Source organism: Pseudomonas sp. RIT-PI-a (assembly GCF_001187875.1).
Classification (GTDB): domain Bacteria; phylum Pseudomonadota; class Gammaproteobacteria; order Pseudomonadales; family Pseudomonadaceae; genus Aquipseudomonas; species Aquipseudomonas coleopterorum.
In genome coordinates this window covers 895633-919948 of record NZ_LGIR01000011.1, presented here as the reverse complement: position 1 = coordinate 919948, position 24316 = coordinate 895633, and the positions used below count along the sequence as shown (strand labels likewise).

The 24316-nt window shown below is 62.9% G+C and carries 20 protein-coding genes; 9 read left to right on the top strand and 11 right to left on the bottom strand.

Annotation, left to right across the window (positions count from 1 at the left end; translation table 11 throughout):
* The first annotated feature begins 528 nt into the window (after positions 1 to 528).
* Positions 529 to 813, top strand: a complete 285-nt coding sequence (locus AC788_RS06380) for a hypothetical protein (RefSeq protein WP_049859760.1) — start codon at positions 529 to 531, stop codon at positions 811 to 813.
* A gap of 7 nt (positions 814 to 820) precedes the next feature.
* Here AC788_RS06380 and AC788_RS06375 read toward each other — a convergent pair whose 3' ends face one another.
* The gene (locus AC788_RS06375) at positions 821 to 2359 is read right to left on the bottom strand and encodes a sensor domain-containing diguanylate cyclase (RefSeq protein WP_049859759.1); all 1539 of its coding nucleotides are present in this window, start codon (positions 2357 to 2359) and stop codon (positions 821 to 823) included.
* Positions 2360 to 2566: 207 nt separating this feature from the next.
* On the opposite strand from AC788_RS06375, the gene AC788_RS06370 reads away from it, so the two are divergent.
* Positions 2567 to 3526: a 2-hydroxyacid dehydrogenase gene (locus AC788_RS06370; protein WP_049859758.1), complete on the top strand. Its 960-nt coding sequence runs from the start codon at positions 2567 to 2569 to the stop codon at positions 3524 to 3526.
* Positions 3527 to 3629: 103 nt separating this feature from the next.
* On the opposite strand, the gene AC788_RS06365 is transcribed toward AC788_RS06370, so the two are convergent.
* A complete protein-coding gene (locus AC788_RS06365) occupies positions 3630 to 3890 on the bottom strand; it encodes an ogr/Delta-like zinc finger family protein (RefSeq protein WP_049859757.1) in 261 nt (86 codons plus the stop codon).
* Between the two features lie 325 nt (positions 3891 to 4215).
* On the opposite strand from AC788_RS06365, the gene AC788_RS06360 reads away from it, so the two are divergent.
* The gene (locus tag AC788_RS06360; protein ID WP_236690472.1) at positions 4216 to 4572 is read left to right on the top strand and encodes a helix-turn-helix domain-containing protein; all 357 of its coding nucleotides are present in this window, start codon (positions 4216 to 4218) and stop codon (positions 4570 to 4572) included.
* A gap of 1 nt (position 4573) precedes the next feature.
* On the opposite strand, the gene AC788_RS06355 is transcribed toward AC788_RS06360, so the two are convergent.
* The 8 genes from AC788_RS06355 to AC788_RS06320 all read right to left on the bottom strand — a co-directional run bounded on the left by AC788_RS06355 (position 4574) and on the right by AC788_RS06320 (position 13899).
* On the bottom strand, positions 4574 to 4924 hold the full coding sequence (locus tag AC788_RS06355) for a putative holin (RefSeq protein WP_049859755.1): 351 nt from the start codon (positions 4922 to 4924) through the stop codon (positions 4574 to 4576).
* Positions 4925 to 5153: 229 nt separating this feature from the next.
* Positions 5154 to 6605, bottom strand: coding sequence for a SulP family inorganic anion transporter (locus AC788_RS06350; protein ID WP_049859754.1), 1452 nt, complete (start codon positions 6603 to 6605; stop codon positions 5154 to 5156).
* Positions 6606 to 6710: 105 nt separating this feature from the next.
* A complete protein-coding gene (locus AC788_RS06345) occupies positions 6711 to 7547 on the bottom strand; it encodes an aldo/keto reductase (protein WP_049859753.1) in 837 nt (278 codons plus the stop codon).
* 73 nt (positions 7548 to 7620) lie between these two features.
* Complete coding sequence (locus AC788_RS06340; protein ID WP_049859752.1) at positions 7621 to 8886, bottom strand: dihydrolipoamide acetyltransferase family protein; 1266 nt, start codon at positions 8884 to 8886, stop codon at positions 7621 to 7623.
* Positions 8887 to 9936 (bottom strand): alpha-ketoacid dehydrogenase subunit beta, encoded by a 1050-nt coding sequence (locus AC788_RS06335; protein WP_152965717.1) that lies wholly within the window; start codon positions 9934 to 9936, stop codon positions 8887 to 8889.
* Between the two features lie 10 nt (positions 9937 to 9946).
* On the bottom strand, positions 9947 to 11179 hold the full coding sequence (locus AC788_RS06330) for a 3-methyl-2-oxobutanoate dehydrogenase (2-methylpropanoyl-transferring) subunit alpha (protein ID WP_049859750.1): 1233 nt from the start codon (positions 11177 to 11179) through the stop codon (positions 9947 to 9949).
* 267 nt (positions 11180 to 11446) lie between these two features.
* A complete protein-coding gene (locus AC788_RS06325; RefSeq protein WP_049859749.1) occupies positions 11447 to 12640 on the bottom strand; it encodes an NAD(P)-dependent oxidoreductase in 1194 nt (397 codons plus the stop codon).
* Between the two features lie 176 nt (positions 12641 to 12816).
* Positions 12817 to 13899: a glycosyltransferase gene (locus AC788_RS06320; RefSeq protein WP_082223583.1), complete on the bottom strand. Its 1083-nt coding sequence runs from the start codon at positions 13897 to 13899 to the stop codon at positions 12817 to 12819.
* Between the two features lie 799 nt (positions 13900 to 14698).
* Here AC788_RS06320 and AC788_RS06315 point away from each other — a divergent pair.
* From AC788_RS06315 to AC788_RS06290, 6 genes are all read left to right on the top strand, one after another.
* Complete coding sequence (locus tag AC788_RS06315; RefSeq protein ID WP_049859748.1) at positions 14699 to 16246, top strand: MBOAT family O-acyltransferase; 1548 nt, start codon at positions 14699 to 14701, stop codon at positions 16244 to 16246.
* A gap of 18 nt (positions 16247 to 16264) precedes the next feature.
* Positions 16265 to 18184 (top strand): HAD-IIIC family phosphatase, encoded by a 1920-nt coding sequence (locus AC788_RS06310; protein ID WP_049859747.1) that lies wholly within the window; start codon positions 16265 to 16267, stop codon positions 18182 to 18184.
* On the top strand, positions 18181 to 18432 hold the full coding sequence (locus AC788_RS06305) for an acyl carrier protein (RefSeq protein WP_049859746.1): 252 nt from the start codon (positions 18181 to 18183) through the stop codon (positions 18430 to 18432). Before AC788_RS06310 ends, AC788_RS06305 begins: the two co-directional genes overlap by 4 nt.
* A gap of 3 nt (positions 18433 to 18435) precedes the next feature.
* On the top strand, positions 18436 to 19449 hold the full coding sequence (locus AC788_RS06300) for a hypothetical protein (protein ID WP_049859745.1): 1014 nt from the start codon (positions 18436 to 18438) through the stop codon (positions 19447 to 19449).
* 132 nt (positions 19450 to 19581) lie between these two features.
* Positions 19582 to 21948 (top strand): ATP-binding protein, encoded by a 2367-nt coding sequence (locus AC788_RS06295; RefSeq protein ID WP_049859744.1) that lies wholly within the window; start codon positions 19582 to 19584, stop codon positions 21946 to 21948.
* 105 nt (positions 21949 to 22053) lie between these two features.
* Complete coding sequence (locus AC788_RS06290; protein WP_049859743.1) at positions 22054 to 22923, top strand: EthD domain-containing protein; 870 nt, start codon at positions 22054 to 22056, stop codon at positions 22921 to 22923.
* Positions 22924 to 22977: 54 nt separating this feature from the next.
* Here the strand turns inward: AC788_RS06290 and AC788_RS06285 are convergent, their stop codons facing one another.
* Complete coding sequence (locus tag AC788_RS06285; protein ID WP_049859742.1) at positions 22978 to 24300, bottom strand: Gfo/Idh/MocA family protein; 1323 nt, start codon at positions 24298 to 24300, stop codon at positions 22978 to 22980.
* Positions 24301 to 24316: the final 16 nt, after the last annotated feature.

The following is a 24316-nucleotide window of genomic DNA, read 5'->3' as shown; positions in this document are numbered from 1 at the left end:
ACGCGGGCGCTGTAGCAGCGGCGCAAGCCGCGTCGGCGGTGTATGCGGTGTGCCTGGATGGGCGCGGTAAGGCCGGAACAGGCGTACGCGGTCGCTGTAGCAGCGGCGCAAGCCGCGTCGGCGGTGTATGCGGTGTGCCTGGATGGGCGCGGTAAGGCCGGAACAGGCGTACGCGGTCGCTGTAGCAGCGGCGCAAGCCGCGTCGGCGGTGTGCGCGGTGTGCCTGGATGAATGCGGTGGGCCGGAACCGGGGTACGCGGTCGCTGTAGCAGCGGTGTGACAGCGTGCCGCAGTGTCGCCGCGCAGCGCTCTGGCCCGCAGGATGGCGGGCGTTTGCTGTCGAAGTCGTCATACCTCTTCATGTCGGCACGGTTTACAGCGCCCGCCAAGCTGCCTAAAATTCATCCAAAGTGTTGGGATGTATCCGTTCACAGCACGCTACCTATAAAAAAAGCCCGTCAAAGACGGGCTTTTTGCGTTTCTGATGCGCACTCATCGCCATCCGCCACCCACCGAGGCCTTTTTTCCATGCTCCGCCTGTTGCTGCTGTTGCTGTCCTATTGCTACAAACGTGTCACCACCAGCCTTGCGTCCATGCGTGATCAGCGCATCGACAACGGCTACTCCACGTTCGAAGAAGTCGAAGAGAGCGGACGCTGGTCCTGGCTGACGTTGCTGACCATTGCCGTTTTGAGCTTCTATATCCTTGGCAGCCTCGGCTTCTACGCCAAGGTGCACATCTGGGACGCGCTGTCCGAAGATCAAAAGAGCATGGTCATCGAGTCGATGGCCGCCAACCAGCAGATGCTCTGACTTGCGATCAGCGCTGCACCAACGGCTGCAGCGGATAGACACGATTGCGGCCCGAGGTCTTGGCCCGGTACAGCGCCTGGTCCGCGGCTTCGACCAGGTTCTGGGCACGCGCGTCCGGGTCGTTGTTGCGCCACACGTGGACGCCCGCGCTGATGGTCACGATGCCCAAATCGCTGCCAGCATGGGCAATGGCCAGTGCGCGCACCGCCAGCAGCACCTTCTCGGCAACCTGCCAGGCCCCGGTTTCATCGCTTTCGGGCAGCAGCACCAGAATCTCCTCGCCGCCATAGCGCACCACCAGGTCGCCTGACCGGCCCACGCAGCCCAGCACCGCCTGGCCTACCGCCTTGATGCATTCGTCACCTGCGGGGTGGCCGTACAGGTCGTTGAAGCGCTTGAAGTGATCGATGTCGAGCATGATGACCCCGAGCGGGCGAGCGTTGCGTCGAGCCCGGCCAATCTCGTCAGGCAGCGCCGCATCCAGTTGCCGGCGGTTCGCCAGGCCGGTCAAGCCGTCCTGCATCGCCAGCTTCTGCAACGCGGCGTGGGCATTGCGCAATTCTGCCTCGGTACGCAGACCATGGCGGATCTGCCGGATCAAAGTCATCGCGCAGAGCGCCAGGGCCACGCCAACCACCAGCACGAATGCAGCCGAGCGCAGCAGGTTCTCGTACCAGCTGGCCAACAGCGCAGCCTTGGATTCAGCGGTTTCCAGCACCAGCGGATAATTGCGCAAGGCATGGTAGCTGTACATGCGCTCCACATCGTCCACCAGCGAACGCTGCAGCAATGTGCCGTGATCGGCCTGAGGCAACATCTCGCTGAAGATCTTGCCCTTGGCCAGGCTGCTGCCGATAACGTTTTCGTCGAACGGTCGGCGCAACAGCAGCGTGCCGTCCCTGAGCAGCAGGGCGATGACCCCGTGAGCGTCCAGGTCGAAGCCGGCGTAGAACTGATTGAAATAGTCCACTTTCAACGTCGCCAGCACCACCCCGGCGAACCTGCCATCGGCGCCGGTCAAGCGCCGGGATACGGGAATCACCAGGGCGTTGGTGGAACGGCTGCGAATCACCGGACCCACATGCACGCCGGGGTCGGGACTGGCCTGGTGGTAACGGAAGTAGTCGCGATCGGCATTGTTCAGCCCCGGCGGATCGACGGTGTTGGAACTGGCGATCCATCGCCCCTCGCTGTCGTAGATGAACAGCCCCTGCAACTGCGCCAGCGAGCGCGTCCACCCCTGCATCAGGTTGCGCAGCCGCTGCACCTGAGGCGGAGCGGTGCCGTCGACCTGAATCCGCTCGATGAGCCCCAGCAGTACGGTGTCCGATTGCTTGATGGTGTCTTCGGCATGCTGCGCCAGTGAGCGAGCCAGGTTCGAGGTGGTGATCTCGCTGACCCGCAAGGCCTGTGCTCGCGCAGTCAGGGTCTGCCAGACGTCAAGGACGATGAGCGAGACCACCACCAGCGCCACGAACAGGATAGCCATGCGCTGGGCCGAACTGTCGGACTTCAAGGCAATTCGATACTGCGCGTCATCTGCCATCAGCGGCTTCTTTATAGGCGTGTAGGTGCAGTCTAGTGGGTTACGCTCAGCACACAACCGTTGTCTGCGCCGCACCCCTGCGCGGTGGCTGCGGTTGTCATTACATCAGGGCAAGTTGTACGATGACTTCGGTCATCATTGCTGCGTGGCGTCGTTGCGCCGCGTGGCGGTACGATAACAATACCAACGATGCAAACAGGAGGTTTCATGACACAGCCATCGACCCGCGACGTTCCCGTCTTGATCATCGGGGCACTGCTGCCCAGCCTGCAGGAGGCGGTGGAAACCCACTTCGATGCGACCCGTTTCTGGGAGCTGCCGGATCAGAACGCCTGGCTTGCCCAGCACGGCAGCCGAATCAGGGCCATCGTCACTTCGGGTGCCTTGGGCGCCAGCAGCGAAGTGATCGGCAAGCTGCCCAACCTCGAAGCCATTTTCAGCTTCGGTGTCGGCTACGATTCGATCGCCGTGGATGCCGCCCGCGACCGCGGCATCGTTGTGACCAACACGCCGGCCGTGCTGGACGACTGCGTGGCCGATACTGCCATGGCATTGACCCTGGACGTCATGCGTCGCTACAGCGAAGCTGATCGTTTCGTGCGGGCAGGCAAATGGACCCAAGGCAAGTTTCCGCTGGCCAGCAAGATCGGCGGCAAGAAGATCGGCATCGTCGGCCTGGGCAATATCGGCGAGTCCATCGCCAAACGCGCAGCCGCCTTCGACATGGAAGTGCTTTACCACAACCGCAAGCCCAAGGCCGGCGTCAGTTACCACTACTACGCCGATCTGGACGCGATGATCAGCGATTGTGACGTATTGGTTCTGGCGGTACCCGGAGGCAAGTCGACGGAGGGGCTGATCGATGCCAAACGTATCGGCTTGTTGGGCAGCAAGGGGTTTCTGGTCAATATCGCCCGAGGCAGCGTTGTCGATCAGCCGGCCTTGATCCAGGCGTTGCAGGAGAAACATATCGCCGGTGCGGGTCTGGATGTCTACGAGGACGAGCCCAACGTGCCGCAGGCGCTGATCGACTTGCCCAACGTCGTACTGCTGCCACACCTGGCCAGCGGTACCCACGAGACGCGCCAGGCCATGGGTGATCTGGTGTGGAGCAACATCCAGGGTTATTTCCACGACGAGCGCAAGGTACTGACGCCGGTGGGTTGACCTCGGCGAACCCTGCGGCAGGCATGCAATGTGACCTGCCGCGATTCTCCCCTGCATGCGTCGAGCGCCTGATCGCGCTGCTCGACGCGAGCCGGGTCGCAGGTCAGGCAGCGCCCGCCGTTTCACTGGGCTTGCTCGCCGCACGGCGCAAGGCGATGGGCGCACTGGGCAGGTGGATGTCCGGATTCGCCACGCCACTGGGTGACAGTTCATGGGTCATCTCGAACTCGGCCCGCACTGACCAACCACAGATTTCGTTCGTGCATTGCAGGTAAGCCACGCGCAGGAACACATGCGTACCTTCGCTGGTGCGGATGCGCATTCTGTTCTTGCAGTGGGGGCATACCATCTTGTAAGTGCTCATTTTTCAAACCTTATGATCCGCGCGTGCTCTTGAAACCGAAACGTGCGAGTCAACTACAAAATTTAAGTAAGTCTTCCCTGAATGAATTGCTGATGCTGCCTGCGTCTTGCCATTGCACAATGAGCGGATAAAAGGCTTTAAGTCCAAGTCACCGCGTCATGTAGGAAATTTCGTTATGATGGATGTAAGTTGTAGGACTGCATCTTGAATATCCTTGATTTGAGAACTAGGGTTAATATTTATATGCAATTCGAATAAATTAATATACTCAAATTGAGTGGGTCAAGCGGAACTTATCAACGTGTGTACCTCTGAAGCAACCCAAGTGCTGGACCGGCTCAAGCACTTAATGGCAGCCTCCAACGATGCAGCACTGGCAAAGGCATTGGGCATCAGCCCGCAAACGCTGGGGAGTTGGCGCGCGCGCGCCAGCGTTCCCTATGCCTTGTGCATGGATCTTGCGCGCACCGATGGCATTTCTCTGGACTGGCTGCTGTTAGGCCGCGGTGCCATGGTCCAGGAACCGCAAGCCCTGATGGCCGATGATGCGCTTGTTGCCATTCTGGCCACATTGCAGGGACTCGACGCCCAGGACCAACAGCACGTTCACAAGGTTGCACTGGATCGGAAGTTGCTTCGCCAACTTCAGCGCGAAGTTGCCAGGCTGCGTAAGCACAGCTGACTCACGGACCTCTGAAACGACGCAAGATCTGTTCGATGTCGAGTCGCCGAACCCAGCTTCTCAACTTCAGGCTCAGGGGAATCACCAGCAGCGCGCAGCCGAAAGCGGCAATGCCGCAGGTGAGCTGGGGGATGTGGGCCTCTGCCATTGGTGCAAAAAGCAGGCCGACACCGATCGCCATCAACAGATCGCACAGCCTTCGCTCAGCGCTCCTGGCTCGTTGCTGGCTGACCACCAGGCAGGCGCCGAGTACCGCGCCTACCACGTGATCCAAGGACATCCACAAAGCGGATACGCCCAGAGCAAGCTCCGATAATGCCGCAGCATCAGCGGCCAGCGTTTCAAGATTCATGGTCCGGCCGTACGCGCGTCGATTTCCTGGGCCGATGACCCATGGCAATGGAACGCTCCTTATTGTTCAAGCACATGGCACTGCTCCTCAGGTCTCGAGCCGCGACCGGCGGCCTTGAACCCATCCTCACTCGATGCCTCTCAAGGCTCAAGGGCGCGGCCTTGTAGGAAAGCCGCGCAGAGGTGCGGTGCTGGACAGCAGTGTTGTGTCTGACGCAGGTGCAGCGGGCTTAGGCGATAGTGACGGCCGCGTGAGCCCGTTCCAGCAGGCGCTGGTTGCGCGCAGACAGCTGCCGAAGTTGCAACTGCTTGCCGAACTTGCCGTAGCGCGCTGCCAGGTTTTCCATGGCGGCGATGGCCGAATGGTCGACCATGTGCAGGTGACGACAGTCGATATAGACCTGGTCCGGGTCGTTCTGCGGATCGAACAGCGCCTGGAAATGCGTGGTCGAGGCGAAGAACAGCGTGCCATGGGGCGTATAGACGCGGGCGTCGTCGCTGTCATGGACATCGCTGCGCATGTCGCGCGAATGCTGCCAGGCGAAAGCCAGCGCGGCGATGAGGATGCCGCACAGCACGGCGGTGGCCAGGTCAGTGAAGACGGTGATGATGGTCACCGCCACGATGACCACGGCATCATTGGCGGGCACTTTGCCCAGCACTCTCACCGAACCCCAGGCGAAGGTCTGCTGGGCAACCACGAACATCACCCCGGCCAGTGCGGCCAGCGGGATGCGCTCGATCAGCGGCGACAGGAACAGGATGAACAGCAGAATCATCACGCCACTGACCACCCCGGACAGGCGCCCGCGCCCGCCGGAGCTGAGGTTGATCACGGTCTGCCCGATCATCGCGCAGCCGCCCATGCCGCCGAACAGGCCGGAGGTGATGTTGGCCACGCCCAGGGCCACGCACTCGCGATTGGGCTGACCACGGGTTTCGGTGATCTCGTCGGTGAGGTTGAAGGTCAGCAGGGTTTCCAGCAGCCCGACCATGGCCATCAGGGCGGCATAGGGTGCGATGATCTTCAGCGTTGCCAGGTCCAGCGGCACGCCCGGCCACGTGAAGCTGGGCAGGCCGCCGGCGATGGTCGCCATGTCGGCCAGGGTCCGCGTGGGCAGGTGCAGCCACTGCACCAGCAGGCTCACGCCGATGATCGCCACGAGGGCGCCAGGCACCGCTTTGGTCAGGCGCGGCAGCAGGTACACCACGGCCATGGTCAGCAGCACCAGGCCGGCCATCACGCTCAATTCATTCATCGGCAGCCATTGACCGTCGTGGGTCTTGAAGTGTTCGAGCTGCGACAGGGCGATGACGATCGCCAGGCCGTTGACGAACCCCAGCATGACCGGGTGCGGCACCATGCGCACCAGCTTGCCGAGCCGCAGCAGGCCGAAGAGCGCCATGATCAGGCCGCTGAGCACCACTGTGGCCAACAGGTATTGCACGCCGTGCTGCACTACCAGCGCGACGATGACCACGGCCATCGACCCGGCAGCACCGGAAATCATCGCGGGTCGCCCGCCGAGCAACGCGGTGAGGGTACAGATGATGAATGCGCCATAAAGGCCCATCAACGGATTGACCTGGGCCACCAGTGCAAAGGCGATACATTCGGGCACCAGCGCGAAAGAGGAGGTGAGACCTGCAAGAACGTTGCGGCGTATATCGGTTAAGGACATGCAATACCTTTCAGCACAAAAACACCCCAAGGCAGGAAGCCATGGGGTGTGTCTATCGATTTTTTGGAAGGCGATCAGTTTAACAGCTGTTGCGGAGTGTGTCTGTCATGCGCCCATGTCGAAGGTGTCTGGGTTGGGGCCGAGACGACCGGTTTGCGGGATATGGGCAATGGCTTGCAGGTCCTGATCGTCCAAAGTGAAATCGAACACATCCAGGTTCTGCGCGATGCGCTCCGGGTTGCTCGAGCGTGGGATCACGATGTACTGGCTCTGCGTGTGCCAGCGCAGGATCACCTGAGCCGGGGTCTTGCCGTGCTTCTCGGCGATCTGCGAAAGCACCGGCTGCGAGAGCAGGGCGCCGCCCTGGCCCAAAGGACTCCACGATTCGGTGACGATGTTCAGGCCCTTGCAGAACTTGACCAGGTCGACCTGAGAGAAATCCGGGTGCAGCTCGATCTGGTTCACCGACGGTGTGACACCGGTGTCGTCGATGATGTGCTGCAGGTGGTCGGGATGGAAGTTGGACACGCCGATGGAGCGTACGCGGCCTTCTTCCTGCAGACGCACGAAGGCCTTCCAGGTGTCGCGATAGGCGTTCTTCTTGGGCAGCGCCCAGTGGATCAGGTAGAGGTCGAGCTGCTCCAGGCCCAGTTTGGCCATGCTCGCATCGAATGCGCGCAGGGTACTGTCGTAGCCCTGGTCGGTGTTCCACAGCTTGGTGGTGATGAAGATCTCGTCGCGTGCCAGTTCACTTTCGGCCACGGCGCGGCCCACGCCGGCTTCGTTGCCGTAGATCATGGCGGTGTCGATGTGGCGGTAGCCCGCTTTCAGGGCGGCGACACTGGAGGCATAGGCCTGGTCGTCGTCGAGCTGCCAGACGCCCAGACCCAGTTGTGGGATCTGGATACCGTCGTTGAGGGTGATCAATGGCGCATGTGGCATGGGGTAGCTCCTGGTAGCGGTGAGTCGATGGGATGTCGACCCGCCGCTACCGGGCATAGTTCATGTCAACGGATCAGACGAAGAGCATCGCCGGTTGCTCCAGCAAACGCCTCACTGCCTGGATGAAGCGCGCCGCATCCATACCATCGACCACGCGGTGGTCGAAGGAGCTGGAGAGGTTCATCATCTGCCGGATCGCGATCTGCCCATTGACCACCATGGGCCGCTCGACCACCCGGTTGACCCCGACGATGGCCACCTCGGGGCGGTTGATCACCGGTGTCGAGGCGATGCCGCCCAGTGCGCCCAGGCTGGTCAGGGTGATGGTCGAGCCGGACAGCTCGTTACGCGCCGCCTTGCCGCTGCGCGCGGCGTGCGCCAAACGGTTGATCTCGCCTGCGGTGAACCACAGGTCGGCAGCCTCGGCGTGCCGCAACACCGGCACCATCAAGCCATTGTCGCTCTGGGTGGCGATGCCCATGTGCACCGCACCGTAGCGCGTGATGACCTGCTGCTGATCGTCGTAGTGCGCGTTGATCTGAGGAAAATCACGCAACGCCACCACCAGGGCACGAATCAACAGGGGCAGCAGCGTCAGCTTGCCGCGGGTGTCGCCGAACTGGGCATTGAGGTCTGCGCGCAAAGACAGCAGGGCGGTGACGTCGATTTCTTCGATATAACTGAAGTGTGCCACCTGCCGGGTGGCTTCCTGCATGCGCTGGGCGATCTTGCGGCGCAGGCCGATGACGGCGATGCGCTCTTCGTCGGTGCGAGGTGCGCCGGTCGTCGCGGCCTGTGCCGTGCGGCTGCCGCTGAGGAAGGCGTCCAGGTCGGCGTGACGAATGCGCCCGGCCGGACCGGTGCCGCGCAGCAGGGCAAGGTCGATGCCTTCGTCACGCGCCCGCTGACGCACGGCGGGCGAGGCGAGCGGACGGGCGCTGGCCTCGCAGGTGGGTTTGCCCGAGGCGGCGGTGGCCTTGACTTCGGCTTTGGCCAGCGTTGCGCTTGACGGCGCCGCAGGCGCGGCTGCGAACTCGACGGAAATGTCGGGTTCGGCCGCCACCACGGGCGTATCGGCCTGGTGATGATTGCCGCTGCCGTGCACCTCGATGCGGATCAGCTCCGCCCCGACTGCCATCACCTCGCCCGGCACGCCACCCAGAGCGACCACGGTGCCCGCTACCGAGCTGGGAATCTCTACCGTCGCCTTGTCGGTCATGACGTCGGCCAAGACCTGGTCTTCACTGACGGCATCGCCGACCTTGACGAACCACTCCACCAGCTCGACCTGCGCGATGCCTTCGCCGATGTCCGGCATACGAATCACATGCGTGCCCATTCAGACCTCCATCACACGTTGCAAGGCAGCGCCGACACGCGTCGGGCCAGGGAAATAGGCCCATTCCTGGGCATGCGGATAGGGTGTATCCCAACCGGTGACGCGCTCGATGGGCGCCTCCAGGTGATGGAAGCAGTGCTCCTGCACCAGGGCCACCAGTTCGGCGCCGAAGCCGCAGGTGCGGGTCGCTTCGTGGACCACCACGCAGCGTCCGGTTTTCTTCACCGAGGCGACGATGGTGTCCAGGTCCAGCGGCCACAGGCTGCGCAGGTCGATCACCTCGGCGTCGATGCCGGTTTCTTCGGCGGCAGTGGCCGCCACGTAGACGGTGGTGCCGTAGGTCAGCACCGTGACATCGCTGCCCGGCCGGACGATGGCAGCGCTGTCCAGCGGCACGGTGTAGTAGCCCTCGGGCACGGCACTGGCGGCGTGCTTGGACCACGGGGTCACCGGCCGGTCGTGATGACCGTCGAAGGGGCCGTTGTACAGGCGCTTGGGCTCCAGGAAAATCACCGGGTCGTCGTTCTCGATGGCCGCGATCAGCAGGCCCTTGGCGTCGTAGGGGTTGGACGGCATCACCGTGCGCAGGCCGCAGACCTGAGTGAAGATCGCCTCGGGGCTCTGGCTGTGGGTCTGTCCGCCGTAGATACCGCCGCCGCAGGGCATGCGCACGGTCATCGGCGCGCTGAACTGTCCGGCCGAGCGAAAGCGCAGGCGTGCAGCCTCCGACGCCAGTTGGTCGTAGGCCGGGTAGACGTAGTCGGCGAACTGGATTTCCGCCACCGGACGCAGACCGTAGGCGCCCATGCCGACGGCGATGCCGACGATGCCGCTTTCCGAAATCGGTGTGTCGAACACCCGTGAGCGGCCGTATTTGGCCTGCAGCCCTTCGGTGCAGCGGAAGACCCCACCGAAATAGCCGATGTCCTGACCGAACGCGACCACCTTGGGATCTCGTTCGAGCATGACGTCCATGGCCGATCGAATGGCCTGCACCATGCTCATGATGGCCGTACTGTTGTGCTGCTCGATGCGTGTTTCTGTAGGCATGTTCATGGTGTCAGACTCCCATCTGCTGACGTTGCCGACGCAGGTGCTCGGGCATGTCCTTGTAGACGTCTTCGAAAATCGTCGCGGCGCTGGCCACCCGACCGCTGACCAGGGTGCCGAACTGCTCGGCCGCCTTCAGCGCGGCGCTCACCTGGGCTTCTATCTCCCCATGCAGCGCGGTGTGCTGATCCTCGCTCCACACACCTCTGACGATCAGGTGCTGCTTGAGCCGTGCGATCGGATCGCCCAGCGGAAAGTGCTGGCCATCGTCGGCAGGGCGGTACTTGGAAGGATCGTCGGAGGTCGAGTGCGGGCCAGCACGGTAGGTGACCCATTCGATCAGGGTCGGGCCATGATTGCGTCGGGCGCGTTCGGCGGCCCAGCGCGAGGCGGCGAACACGGCGAGGAAATCGTTGCCGTCCACTCGCAGCGAGGCAATCCCGCAGCCCACGCCGCGGCCGGCGAAGGTGGTCGCTTCACCGCCGGCGATGCCCTGGAACGAGGAGATCGCCCACTGATTGTTGACCACGTTGAGAATCACCGGCGCGCGGTACACGTGGGCGAAGGTCAAGGCGGTATGGAAGTCGGCCTCGGCGGTGGAGCCGTCCCCGATCCACGCCGAGGCGATGCGCGTGTCGCCCTGGATGGCCGAGGCCATGGCCCAGCCTACGGCCTGCACGAACTGGGTCGCCAGGTTGCCGGAGATGCTGAAGAAACCTTCGTCCTTGTAGGAATACATGACCGGCAGTTGGCGGCCCTTGAGCGGGTCCTTCTCGTTGGAGAACAGCTGACAGATCATGTCGACCAGCGGCAGCTTGCGCGCCATCAGGATGCTCTGCTGGCGGTAGGTGGGAAAACACATGTCGTCGTTGCGCAGCGCCAGCGCATGGGCGCTGCCGATAGCTTCCTCGCCCAGGCTCTGTATATAGAAGGACATTTTCTTCTGGCGCTGGGCGGTGACCATCCGCGTGTCGTAGATACGGGTGGTCAGCATCGCCCGCAGGCCGTCATGCAGCACCTGCTCGGGAATGTCTTCAGCCCATGGACCCTGGGCCTGGCCATGCTCGTCGAGGACCCGCACCAGGCTTGCGGCCAGGTCGGCCGTGGCCTGCGGCTCTATGTCGACAGAAGGTTTGCGCACGGCGCCCGCAGCGCTGAGTTGCAGGTAGGAGAAATCGGTCTTGCAGCCGGGGCGGCCGCTGGGTTCAGGCACATGCAGCCTGAGGGGAAGATAGTCGTTCACGTCGTCACTACCCTTGATCTTGTTGTTGTGGGTGCAGCGCTAGGGTTGAGTCTAGTCGGCCTTGGCGGGCCGCTCGGAACTTATGCTACGGCGCGGCGATGGCGAAATCATGTCCAAAACGCGGCTTGGCAGCGCATGTCTTGCATGAATCATGCGTCGTTGCATGACATTCAACAGAGTTCATGCGCGTTCCAGGCAAGCGCTTTGCGCAGCCCGGAAACGCAAAAACCCGCCGAAGCGGGTTTTTGTGATGAAGCGGGCAGGGCGTCAGCCCAGAACGGCTTCCGCGCCAGCGAACAGAGGCTGCGCGGCGGAACGACCGGTCACCAGGGACAGGTCGTCGACCAGAATGCGCGGCCCCTTGCGCTGCTGCATAACGATGTCCAGCGCACGGCTAGGCTGCAGCTCGACGTCGTCGAAGGTGATCATCTGACCTGGCTCCACGGCGCGCTTCATGATGGCATGGCTCATCAGACCGATCGGAACATGGTCTTCGTGACGGTCGATGATCACACTCTCGCCGCGCAACTGGAAACCGCCGATGCCACGGCTGATCAGCTCGCCCGCCGGCATGGCATGCTTGGCGATGGCCGCGACGCCCACGGTGGGGTTGGTCGAGTTGTTCAGCAGGATGCCGCCGCCGTTGAGTACCCGACGCAGGGTCTTGCCCACTTCCAGCGAGCACAGGTGGAACGGGCGCAGCAGTGCGTAGTAGGGGCCGGCGCCCAGTTTCAGGTACTGCAAGGCCTGGCTCTGGATGCGGTCGTGGCGACCGACCAGGAACACACCGCCGGCGGCGTAGCCGCTGGGGATGACGTAGTCGACGATCGATTGACCCAGGCCGTCTGCCAGGGCGCCGAGCACGGCGGCGCTTTCATCGAGATTGGTCGATGGCAGACCTTCCATGCCCTGGCGGGTGATGGTGGCGCCGAAACCGTTGGCGACCAGCGCCTGTTCGATCTGTACTTTGGTGCCGTCGGTGAAGGAGGTGGTCTGCTCGATGCTGATGCCCTGGCGCGAAGACCAGTAGGCCATGTCCGCGTGGGTCGGATTGTGGTTCAGATAACCCTTCATGTTGCCGTACACCAGCGGTTCGAAGCCCATCATGATGGCTTCTTCACGCAGCGCAGCCAAAGAGCCGGGCTGATCGCCTTCGGCTTCGGTGATGAAACCCTGGCCAGCCAGGTAGGAACCCGTTGTTACCTGCAGTTCGGCGTTCACCGTGATGACCCGCAGACCGGCACTGAACGCACGCTCGATCACCACCGTCCCGTGGCACACATCGCCGCTGCACTCGATCACCAGGTCGCTGTGGTCGATCAAATCATCGAGCGAATTGGTGAGGACGCCGTCCAACGGAAAATTCGCCAACTCCCGTACCGGGCGACGGGTCAGGACCCGCGTCACCTGTACGTCCTTGTAATGCTTGGCCAGAAGCAGGACCAGGGCGCGTGCAATCATGCCGGTTCCGCTCACACCAATTCTGGTAACAGTCGTTTTGTCCATGGGGCGTACTCTCGAATAGTTGAACAGCAGGAAACGGCTAGGCACAACAGGCCGTCCGCGATCCCTGGTCGGGGACGGCGCCTGGGGTGTGCAGGTCCATCAGGGCACAGCAAAATCAGGTACAGGCAGCATCAGCGCAGCGGGAACGTCGAACTCATGCCCAGCTTCGAGTTCTCGCCGTCATGAATGGCCCGCTGCAGCAGTGCCAGGCGATCCTGAGCATTGCGACGACGGGCGAAATAAGTCAGTAGCGAATTGAAGATCTTGCGGTTCAGGCGGTACATCCAAGGCGATGCCAGCCACACGTGTTTATCGAACCAGGCCTGGTTGCGCGCCGAGTAGTAGGCGCGGAAATCCGAGTTGCCGAGCAGGAACGACTCATAGATGTTGCGAGTGTTGGCCTTGTTGTTCCAGGAGTCCTCCAGCTCGTCGATGACCGCATCGGTAAGCAGGTACAGGTGTCCACCGTTGGCGGTGATGCGCCGGGTGTACTCGGTGTCGTCGACATACAGGACCAGCTCGCGGCGTGGCACGCCGATGCTTTCGTACAGGCTGCGGTGGCCGAGCATCCCGCCGTAGGGCGCGAAAGGCAGGCTGAGCATGGCCGCCGGTTTGCTGCCGCGCTTGCCCCAAGGGCGACGACGCCACAGCTTGTAGGGAATCTGCGCAACGTGGAAACCGAAGTAGCTCGACGGCCGCTGGGTGGCGAAACGCAGGGGCACGCCTTGGGCGATGTCTTCCTGCTGGCCGGGGCGAAAGCCCAGCACCGCGACCTGGGCGCTGCCGTGTACGCCTTCCAGGCGCTTGAGCTCGGCGTGCAGCAACTCGACGGCGGCCGGTGTCGGGGTATTGTCGTCGTCCATCATCCAGATGTATTCGGCGCCATTGGCCAGTGCAGCTTCTATACCCACCGCGTAGCCATTGGCCGAGCCGCTGTTTTCCGCCAGCTGGATCACCCGTACCCGGCCGGGCCAGCGTTCGGCCAGCTCGTCCACGGGGGCGGTCGCGGCATTGCTGACGATCAGCACTTCGTCGATTTGAGCGAAGCTCAAGGCGTCGGCAACCAATTGTTCGAGGTAACCCAGGCGATCGCCATAGGTCACCGTGACGATGGTCGTGCCCTCTCTTGGGCAGGGCTGCTCTCCGGAAAACACTTCGAGGTAAGAGTAGCCATCGATGAGGATCGTCGAGTGTTGTTGATGTGTATCGACCATGTGGATGCCTTCGCTTGAAAAGAGGAGGGGGTTTGCACCGCCTAGGGATTAACGCTGTTTTCCGCGTGTTGCAGCGGAACGCATTGAAACGAATTCCAAGCGAGGCAATAACACTGCATGTTCTGTACTTGCACTCAACGACACGTTTGACACTGTTCTCGATACACCGCACCCACGCGATACCGGACTTAACTTCTCGTTATCGAAAGTTAAAGCTACCGCCGGTCCTTGCCTAAGCAGTGGGTCAACTCATTCATGTGCCTAAACGGCGCTTTCGCCAGAACGGCTAAACGCTCTTCTTGCCTTCGAAAAGTCTCTGGAGCGAGGTTTCACGGGCGTTGAAGCGAATTTAAGGTGGCGTTGCCATGTAAGTCAATGCGCGGTGTCGCGATTTTTGACAAAAATTTTACATTTGGCCTTGGATTTTCATAAGTCATTGATTTATAAGGCAGTCAATGTTTTGTCGTGGCTATCTGTCAATAATCCGCGCGCCAAATCGGCCGCGTCAAAAAACTAATTGGCGGTATTTAAATAGTTTTCCGGCGGTGCTGTAAGTAAATAACCAGGTACTTTCACGAGGACTTGCACGGTGCCAAAGTTTGAGAGATGCTTATTTCCGTTCGTCAGAGGCAGTGAACTTTCTTCGCGCCTTGCACATGACTGCGTTTGTACGTGATCCACTTCTTGGCGTGGCCATTGGCACCCCAAGAGCGTGGAGCGCCTGGCTGTGTGCACCGTGAGCGAGCACCGAACTTCAAAAGATTTATCAATCGTCGCGCCATGCCGCGGGGTCATACCGATGTTGTTCAACTCGATGGTATTCATTGCCGGTTTTCTACCCGTGGTCCTGCTGGGGTTCGTCATGCTGGCCGGGACCGGGCGCAGGCGCCTGGCGGCGGTATGGCTGACCCTCGCCTCGCTGGTGTTCTACGGCTGGTGGAATCCGGCCAATGTCCCCCTGCTGTTGGGGAGCATCGTGTTCAACTACGTACTGGCGGGGCAATTATTGCGCACCCGTTCCAAGGCACTGCTTATCCTGGGGGTAAGCGCCAACCTGTCGCTGTTGCTGTACTTCAAGTACACCGGTTTTCTGTTCGGCAGCCTCAACGAAGCGTTCGGCCTGGGCTGGACATTGCAGAACATCACGCTGCCGCTGGCGATCTCGTTCTTCACCTTTCAGCAGATTGCCTATCTGGTGGACACCCATGACGGCGAGGTGGTCGAGCACGACTTCGTCAACTACTGCCTGTTCATCACCTTTTTTCCGCACCTCATCGCTGGGCCCATTACCCACCACAGGGAAATGCTCGAGCAATTCCGCGACGGCGACAACTTCCGGCCGCGACTGGTCAATCTGTCCATCGGCGCAACTGTTTTCTTCATGGGCTTGTTCAAGAAAGTGATCATGGCCGACCCCATGGGCGAGAAGGCTGCCCCGGTATTTGCCATGGCCGCCGACGGTACGTTGCCTGCTCTGCATGATGCCTGGATCGGGGCGCTGAGCTACACCCTGCAGATCTACTTCGATTTTTCCGGCTATACCGACATGGCCATCGGGCTGGGGCTGCTGTTCGGCATCAGCCTGCCAGCCAACTTCAACAGCCCGTTCAAGGCGCGCAACGTGATCGACTATTGGTCGCGCTGGCACATGACGCTGACCCGCTTCCTCACCAGCTACATCTACAACCCGATCGTGCTGCGCATCACCCGTCGGCGCATGGCCGCCGGTTTGCCGATGCCCAAGCGCGGCAAGATGAGCCTGGGTACGTTCTGCATGGTGGTGGCTTATCCGACCGTGCTGACCATGTTCATTTCCGGTGTGTGGCACGGCGCGGGTTGGCAGTTCGTGGCCTTCGGCCTGGTGCACGGTTTCTACCTGGTGGTGGCCCATGGCTGGCGCGCCTGGAAAGCGCGTCGTGGCTGGGCGGTGGACAGCGATCGCTGGATCCATCGGGTACCGGCGGTGCTGTTGACGTTCGTCTGCGTGGTGGTGGCGATGGTGTTCTTCCGCGCGCCCAGCCTGACCGGCGCTTTGGCGGTGCTGGGCGGCATGCTGGGTATGAGCGAACTGCCCACCCAGTTGGCACCCCAGCACCTGCGCAGCTCGATCATGATCGCGGCCCTGCTGGCGTTCGTCTGGTCGCTGCCCAACCTCCAGCAGTGGATGGGGCATTTTCGCACGGCGCTCAATGCCAAGCCGGATCTGCACTGGCTGCAGCGCCGAGTGCCTGCCAGCGCCTGGCAGCCCAGCGCGGCGATCGGCCTGAGCATCGGCGTGCTGGCCTTTTTCGCGCTGGCCACCGCGTTTTCGGTGGCGCCCAGCGAGTTTCTCTACTTTCAGTTCTGACAGATCAAGGTGCCGACGATGGAACAGTTAGCCTGGCTTGCACAACACCCCGACCTGGGCGCGGCGATCACTTCCGCCAAATCATTGAGCGATCCTGTAGCGCGCCTGCGCGAAGCTGCCCGGCTGGCCGGCTATCGTCGCGATTTCACCCTGACCCTGCGCCTGGATCGCCTGGCCAGGGAGGGCATCGATCTGCTCGCTGGTGACGGGCAGTCGGCAGTGCCCGGTTTCACCGCGTTGCGCATGGCCGTGCTGGCCTCGCACACCGTTGACCACTTGCTGCCGGGCATCCGCGTCGCCGCGCTGCAACGTCAGGTCGGTGTGTCGCTGTACCTGGCGCCTTATGGCCAGTATCGCCAGGCGTTGCTCGGCGACGATCCGGCGCTGGAGGCGTTCGCTCCGCAAATCATCCTGCTGGCCCTGGATGCCCTGGACTCGCCTCCCGCTTGCCCTCTGCATGCCAGTGCGCAAGAGGCCGAAAGCGCCGTGCAGGCGCGCGTCGCCGAGTTGCGCGGGCTCTGGCGCAAGGCCCGCGAGCGCTACGCCGCCCAGGTCATCCAGCAGACCTGGGTGCCTGCCGGCCCGCCGCTGTTCGGACACTTCGACGCGCAGGTGCCGGGCTCGCCGCGGGCCTTGCTGGAGCGCCTGAACAGCGAGATTCGCCGCGCCGCAGCCGAGGACGGCGTGTTGCTCATGGACCTGGCCTGGAGCGCTGCCTGCGGCCAGTACGGTGACGGCCTGGCCAATCCGGTGCGCTGGCATCAGGCCAAGCAGCTGGTCAGTCCGGTCTGGGCACCGCTGTATGGCGACCAGTTGGCGCGCATTGCCGCCGCCGTGGTCGGTCGGTCGCGCAAGTGCCTGGTGCTGGATCTGGACAACACCTTGTGGGGCGGCGTGGTCGGCGACGATGGCGTAGACGGTCTGTACCTGGGGCAGGGCAGCGCCACCGGCGAAGCCTTTCTGGCCTTCCAGCACTACGCGGTGCAACTGGCACGTCGCGGCGTGATTCTGGCGGTGTGCAGCAAGAACGACCAGCAGGTTGCCGAAGCGGCCTTCGATCACCCGGAAATGGCCCTCAAGCGCAGCGATATCGCGGTGTTCGTAGCCAACTGGGAAGACAAGGCGAGCAACCTGCGGCGGATTGCCGAGCAGTTGAACATTGGCCTGGACAGCCTGGTGTTCGTTGACGACAACCCGGCCGAACGTGACATCGTGCGCCGCGAGTTGCCTCAGGTGGCCGTTCCGGAACTGCCCGATGACGTCGCCGACTACCCGGCGCGGGTCGCGGCTGCGGGTTACTTCGAGGCTGTCGCCTTCACCGCCGACGATGGTGCGCGCGTGCAGACCTACCGGGCCAACAGCGAGCGTCAGACGGCCATGGCCGAGGCCACCGACATGGCCGGCTACCTCAAGGGCCTGCAGATGGTCATGCAGGCGCGGCCCATAGGCACTGCCGAGCGGGCCCGAGCCACGCAACTGATCAACAAGACCAATCAGTTCAATCTGACCACCCGGCGCTACAGCGAGGCAGAGGTGCAGCAATTGGCGGACAGCCCCGGCGCACTGGCGTTGAGCCTGCGCTTGACCGACAAGTTTGGTGACAACGGCCTGATCAGTGTGGTGCTGGCACGTGCCGATGCGGCCTGCGCCAGCGACGAATTGTTCATCGACACTTGGCTGATGAGTTGCCGCGTGCTGGGGCGCCAGGCTGAACAGGCGGCCTTGCAAGTGCTTGCCCAATACGCCACGACCGCTGGCTACAGCGCCTTGATCGGCGAGTATCGCCCGAGCGAGCGCAATGCGATGGTCGCCGAGCATTACCCGCAACTGGGTTTCGTTCACCAGCCGAACCCTGATCCTGCCTCGACTGCCACGTTCTGGCGTTACCCGCTGGCGACCCCACCTCACTTCAACCACCACATCGAGATACGTCCATGACTGAAACCACTACCGTATTGCAGGAACTGACCGAGCTGTTCCGTGACCTGTTCGACGACGAAAACCTGGAGCTGAACGACGACACCACGGCCGATCAGGTCGAGGGTTGGGACAGCCAGATGCACGTGATGCTGATCGTCGCCGCAGAGCAACGCTTCGGCATCAAGTTCCGCACGGCGGAGCTCGAGTCATTGCGCAACGTCGGACAATTCGTCCAGTTGATCGAAAGCAAACGTTCCGGGAGTTGACTCATGCAGCCGACCGTACAGCCACAAGCGTCGCCCGCCGATCGGGCGGCCATGGGTCCTGCCTACTTGATCTGGATAGCGGTCGGGCTGTTCGGCAGTCTGGCGCTGTTCGCCAGCGTGATCATGGGTCTGCACGTCACCGGCAACCTGCCGCCGCCGGCGTTCTCCAACAGCCTGTGCGCAGACGAAAAACTGGGGTTCATGCGTGAGCACCCGGTGCCGGCGCCCAACGTGCTGGTGATCGGCTCCTCGGTGGCCTGGCGCCACTTCGACGGGCAGACCGTGGCTGAACGAGCGCCCGGCGTGCGGCCACTCAATGGCGCGTTCTGTGGGCTGCACGCCAACCAGTCGGTGTACGTCGCCAACTGGCTGCTGGACCGCGAAACCACGGTCGAGCAGGTCCTGATGATCGTCGATCCGCTGGATTTCGCGGGATGCAGCACGGTTGCGACTGCGGTCTTCGATCGCCGCGACGCCGATGCCTATGTGTATGGACAAGGCTCGGCGTGGCTGCCCTACATGCGTTATTTCACCCCCGGCTCGCTGCTGCGCAACGCCCGCACGGTCAAGGCCCAGCGGGCCGGGCAGGTCGAGTTCGATCCACTGGTGTTCAACCGCTATGGCGACGGCCCGCTCGACACGCAGAATTCCCGGGATTTGCTCTATGGTCAGCCCGAACCGCTGGACCCGACCTGCTTTGCGGCGCTGGACAGCCTGGCCCAGCGCTTGAAGCGTGAAGGGCGCCCGTTGACCGTGGTGGCGACGCCGCTGCATCCGCAGTGGAAAGCCGAACACGAAAGCCGGGGCCGCTTGCTGGCCGAGTTCGACAGCCGGTTGCGCCAGACCCTGGCGCACAGCGGCGCGCAGTTCTGGAACGCCGATACCGATCACCGGATCAGCGAGACGGCCTTCGTCGATGCCATCCACCTGCGCTGGAGTGCGGCCCAGGCACTGTCCGTCGATATTGCCGCGCGCCTGGCGCCGGCCTCGCAGATGGCTGTGGTACAGCGCCAGTAGGCTTCGCTGCTGGCGCTTCGAGCGGCATGCAGGTCGCTGAAAAAATCCTTGCACAACCCGCCGAAACGTTAAAAACCTGTCACGCTTCGGCGCTGCTAGTCTGCCCGTACGCACCCTACGGGCAACTGCATCATGAAGGCTTGGGTCATTTCCCTGATCGCGCTGGGCTGCAGCGCTGCGCTCGATGTCCAAGCGCTGGCGTTGACTGACCCCGAGCGCGCCTGGATACGCGACAACCCGGTGGTGGAGTACGCGGTCGATCCGTATTGGCCCATCGAGTATGTAGAAAATGGCCAGCACCGCGGCTTGACCCGCGACTACATCGATCACATTCAGCGCACCACTGGCCTGCGCCTGGTTCGAGTGCCCAGCGCCAACTGGCAGGCGACCCAGCAGGCCTTGGTCACGGGACGATTGATGCTGGCCTCGGTCGTGTCCGAGCGGTTGCTGGGCGCGCAACCCCGCAGCCAGATGCTGTTGACCCAGCCGTATTTCTTTGGCGCAACGGTGGCCATCACCCGCGCCAGCACGCCGATGCTGTTCACTGCCAGCCGCCTGGCCGGGCAGACTGTGGCGGTGAAGGGCGGGGGTGGCTATGAAAACTACCTTCGCCAGCACCATCCCGATGTTCACCTGCTGCTGATTGCCGATGCCGAGCAGGCCCTGGCCGCCGTGGCCGAGCAGCGCGCTGATGTGGCGATCGGCCTGGATGCAGTGCTGCAACCCATGCTGCGCCGCAAATATGCCGGTCGCCTGCACTTGGCCGGGGTGGTGACAGACATGCCTGTGGTGCTGGCCATGGGCGTGTCACCCAGCGAGCCGCTGTTGCTGAGCATTGTCGACAAGGCGCTGCAGAGCCTGACGTCCAAGGCTACCGACGACATCTACGAGCGCTGGTTGGTGCAGACCGATTTCGGCGCGCCGACTTGGCAGACCCTGGCGCAATACTACTGGCCGGAAATCGTCGCCGGTGTCCTGCTACTGCTGCTGCTCGGGGCCCTGGCTCGCCGTGCCCGTTTAGCGCAGCGCCGCGCGCAAAGCAGCGAGCGACGCATGGCGCGTTTTCTGGCCATGCTCAGCCACGAGATCCGCACGCCGATGAACGCGGTGCTGTCGGCCATCGAATTGCTGTCGCGCAGCGCTTTGGGTGCCCGCGAGCAGCAATGGGTCGGCCTGGCCAACGATTCGGCCGTGAACCTGCTCGAGCTGCTCGACGATGTGCTGGAGATCACCCGCCTGGATGCGGGCGCCGTTCGACTGGACCCGCAGCCCACCGATCTCGTTGCATTGGGCCGCAGCGTCGCCGAACTGTATCGCCTGCAAGCCCACCGCAAAGGCCTGACCCTGGAGTACCACGCTCGCGGGTTGGATCACGCGTCGGTCAGGATCGACCGGCTGCGGCTGCGCCAGATCCTGTCCAATCTGCTGTCCAACGCGGTCAAGTTCACTCACCAGGGTAGGGTCGGTCTGGCCCTGGACTGCGGGATGATCGACAACGGCTCGGCCGCACAGCTCACCATCGAGGTCAGCGACAGCGGGGTCGGTATCGCATCGGATCGCCAGAACGAGGTGTTCGATGCCTTCACCCAGGCCCACGACGGCACGGCCGAGCGCTACGGTGGCAGCGGGCTGGGCTTGGCCATCTGCAGAGAGCTGGTGCAACTGATGGGTGGCAGCATTGCCCTGCACAGCATCGTGGGCCGGGGTACTGAGATCACCTGTCGCTTGCCCGTGGTGCTGGAAGCGCCTGCATCGGTCGTGTCGATAACAGTGGCGCCGGTTGTGCAAGACGCGCCGCTGGCGTTGCGCCAGACGGTGCTGGTGGTGGAAGACCACGTACTCAATCAACACGTCATCGCCCAGCAACTGGAGACGCTGGGCTACCCGAGCACCGCGGCCGGGACCGGCGCACAGGCCCTGGCCGCCATCACCGAGCAGGACGACCTAGGCCTGATATTGCTGGACTGCCAACTGCCGGACATCGATGGCTACACCCTGGCCCGGCGCATCCGGCAACTGTCCGGAACCAGCGCGCACCTGCCCATCGTCGCCATCTCCGGCGCCAGCGACCCCGAGCACGTCGAACGCTGCTACGCCAACGGCATGAACGATGTGTTGCTCAAACCCCTGCAACTGGCAGCACTGGCGCGGGTGTGCAGCCAATTCCTCTCACTGGATTCGCAGCGGGCCGCGCCACTGGTGATGACAGTCGATGCTGCGACCCAACAGGCCCTCGACCAGCTGCTGGCAGGCACCTGTCGGGACGATCTGCGCGACCTGACTCAGGCTCTGGAGAATCAGCAGCTACCAGCCGCTTTCGCCTTGGCGCACCGCATGCAAGGCGCTGCGCGCATGACCGGCGCCATGGACCTGGCCGATGCGTTGCATCGGCTGCAGCAGCGCCTGGAGTCGGGCCCGCTGCCGCTCGCAGGCTGGCAGTCGTGGGTAGAAGAGGTGTACCAGGCGCTGGAAGACCACGAGCGGTTGGCGCTGCGCTGAACGAATGGGCAACGAACGTGCACTCAAGTTGAACCCGTATGGAACCACCGGGCTCAGAACAGACACTGTTTCCCAAGATACGCTTTCCAATCCCACGGGTGATGCATGATCGAAATCAACAGCTATACCACTGTCAAACGTCGACCACGGGTACCGCACGACGTCTTCGCTCACTACTGGCGCGATGTGCACGGCCCCTTGTGTGCGCGCCTTCCAGGGCTGGGCCTGTACATTCAGCACCATCTTTCCCGCGAGCAGGATGCCCACTTGTGGCCCCTGGCCGAGGGTATCCAGGAAATCAGCGACTACGAACTCGACGGCGGTGTGGAAATCGGCTTTCTGTCTGCAGCGGATCAAAAGCAGTTTCAGGACGCCAGCTCGCTGCTGTTCAGCGACGAGCAGAACATGTTCGAGGAAACCCTGGCCTATGATCTGCCCGAAGGTTCGATCAATCTGGTCAACCGCACCGGCGATGAAGTGATGAATGGCCTGGACCAGGCGGATCGCATTCATCTGCACCTGAGCCCGCGCGGCACCCTGGAAAGCCTGCACAACTACCTGCGCGACGAGCTGGGCCCATTGCTGGCGGCCAGCGACGCGGTGCTCAAGGTGCGTCTGCACCTGTGCGCGCCGTTCAACAACGATGGCATGCATCCGCCGGCGCCGGATGTCGCCCACACCGCGACGCCGGTACGTGAGCAACTGGCCGTGCTGGAGATCGCATTCGTCAGTCCGCTGGCGCGTCGGAAGTTTTTCCAGAGCGACGAATTCCAGCAGTCGCAGGCAGCACAGGCACGGCATATCGCCCAACTCAAGGCCTTTGCGGTGTCCGGCGTGTATACCTATGTGTATGACGGCGAAATCACCACGGCTGGCCTGCGTGGCAGTCGCGCTGCCGAGCTGATCGACTACCTGGGCGCCAACAACCAGATCACCGCCGACATCAACGCCTTGTTCTCACCCGAGCGCAGCTGACCACTCGACTGGACTGGCGCGAGGGCGTGCGTCTGTACGCCCTAGGCCGATCCTTCAGCTCTGCTTGGGCGGCGTCCCACGGAAGTGATCCAGGCCCGGCACCGGTTCCAGCTTCACTGGCTGGCCGGTGCGGGCGCTTTCGTAGATCGCTTCCATCAGCTTGTGGTCCTGCACGCCTTCCTCCCCCGGTGTCCAAGGCTGCTGGTCGTGCAGCACGCACTGGGCCATGTGGTCCAGCTCCTGAGCAAACTGGTTCTTGGGTTGCAGGGTCAGGCGACCGTTGCGGGTCGCGTCACCGTCGCGCTCGATGATGGACAACTGCTGGCCCTGATAGAGAAACGCATTGGGCATGTCGACGCAGGCGCTTTCCAGATTCAGGCGCTGATACTTGTCGTCGCGCGCACCGTAGCTGGTGAGGCAGTTGGCGAAGGTGCCCGAGGGAAAGCGCAGGGTGAATTGAACGGTTTCCTCGACCTGCGCGTAACGCGGGTCACCGGCCGGCGAGTACAGTTGGGCGAACACTTCGACCGGCTCTTCGCCGGTGATGAAGCGGGCGGTATTCAGGCAATACAAACCGATGTCCGGCAGCGAACCGCCGCCGGCCATGTCCTTCTTGTGCCGCCACTGTCGCTCGCCGTCCTCGGCCACCGTCTGGGTATTGGTCGCGGTGTAGGCGACTAGGCGACCGTGCTCTTTGTCCTGCACCAGCTTGCGCGCGCGCAGGTTGTAGGGTTCGTACTGAATTCGGTAGGCGACCATCAGCTTGACCTTGGCCTGACGGCAGGCTTCGACCATCGCCTGACCGTCCCTGGAAGACACCGACATCGGCTTTTCGGTCAGCACATGCTTGCCTGCGGCCGCCGCCCGCTCGCAGAACTGGCGGTGCATGGCATTGGGCAGGACGATGTACACCACCTTGATGTCCGGATTGTCGGCGATCCGCTCGAAGTCCTCGTAGCTGTAGCAGGCCTCGGGCTTGATGCCGTACTGGGTCGCGACCGCCTTGAGCTTGTCCGGGGTACCGGACACCAGCGCCACCGGCTTGGCGTACAGCGATTCACCGAAGGCGGGAAGAATTTCCTCGAGGGACAGTCGACCCAGGCCGACGATGGCGAAGCCGACGCGCTGCTCAGGTGGCAATGGGCTAGCCGGTTGCGAGGAGGGCGTGTCGGCGGGACCGCGCCAAGGCGGGAAGGTCACGCTGCCGTTCTCGACCTTGCCCACGTCCACCACCGTAGGGGGCGTGAACCCCTCGGCCATGGCCTGAGGCGCGAGGGCCGCGGTGCCCGCCGCTGCAGCAAGCAGCTTGCACAGTGAGCGACGGTTGAGTTCGGGGGGGTTGAGTCCGGTGGGACGGTCGGGCGGGACGGAAGTCATGCAGCTTCTCCTTGAA

Bases quoted from the DNA above. Each gene is read 5' to 3' on its own strand.
- AC788_RS06310 (WP_049859747.1), top strand. From the start codon at position 16,265: ATGGAACAGTTAGCCTGGCTTGCACAACACCCCGACCTGGGCGCGGCG.
- AC788_RS06320 (WP_082223583.1), bottom strand. From the start codon at position 13,899: ATGGTCGATACACATCAACAACACTCGACGATCCTCATCGATGGCTAC.
- AC788_RS06380 (WP_049859760.1), top strand. From the start codon at position 529: ATGCTCCGCCTGTTGCTGCTGTTGCTGTCCTATTGCTACAAACGTGTC.
- AC788_RS06300 (WP_049859745.1), top strand. From the start codon at position 18,436: ATGCAGCCGACCGTACAGCCACAAGCGTCGCCCGCCGATCGGGCGGCC.
- AC788_RS06295 (WP_049859744.1), top strand. From the start codon at position 19,582: ATGAAGGCTTGGGTCATTTCCCTGATCGCGCTGGGCTGCAGCGCTGCG.
- AC788_RS06285 (WP_049859742.1), bottom strand. From the start codon at position 24,300: ATGACTTCCGTCCCGCCCGACCGTCCCACCGGACTCAACCCCCCCGAA.
- AC788_RS06370 (WP_049859758.1), top strand. From the start codon at position 2,567: ATGACACAGCCATCGACCCGCGACGTTCCCGTCTTGATCATCGGGGCA.
- AC788_RS06350 (WP_049859754.1), bottom strand. From the start codon at position 6,605: ATGTCCTTAACCGATATACGCCGCAACGTTCTTGCAGGTCTCACCTCC.
- AC788_RS06345 (WP_049859753.1), bottom strand. From the start codon at position 7,547: ATGCCACATGCGCCATTGATCACCCTCAACGACGGTATCCAGATCCCA.
- AC788_RS06315 (WP_049859748.1), top strand. From the start codon at position 14,699: ATGTTGTTCAACTCGATGGTATTCATTGCCGGTTTTCTACCCGTGGTC.
- AC788_RS06340 (WP_049859752.1), bottom strand. From the start codon at position 8,886: ATGGGCACGCATGTGATTCGTATGCCGGACATCGGCGAAGGCATCGCG.
- AC788_RS06335 (WP_152965717.1), bottom strand. From the start codon at position 9,936: ATGCCTACAGAAACACGCATCGAGCAGCACAACAGTACGGCCATCATG.
- AC788_RS06355 (WP_049859755.1), bottom strand. From the start codon at position 4,924: ATGAATCTTGAAACGCTGGCCGCTGATGCTGCGGCATTATCGGAGCTT.
- AC788_RS06290 (WP_049859743.1), top strand. From the start codon at position 22,054: ATGATCGAAATCAACAGCTATACCACTGTCAAACGTCGACCACGGGTA.
- AC788_RS06365 (WP_049859757.1), bottom strand. From the start codon at position 3,890: ATGAGCACTTACAAGATGGTATGCCCCCACTGCAAGAACAGAATGCGC.
- AC788_RS06305 (WP_049859746.1), top strand. From the start codon at position 18,181: ATGACTGAAACCACTACCGTATTGCAGGAACTGACCGAGCTGTTCCGT.
- AC788_RS06325 (WP_049859749.1), bottom strand. From the start codon at position 12,640: ATGATTGCACGCGCCCTGGTCCTGCTTCTGGCCAAGCATTACAAGGAC.
- AC788_RS06375 (WP_049859759.1), bottom strand. From the start codon at position 2,359: ATGGCAGATGACGCGCAGTATCGAATTGCCTTGAAGTCCGACAGTTCG.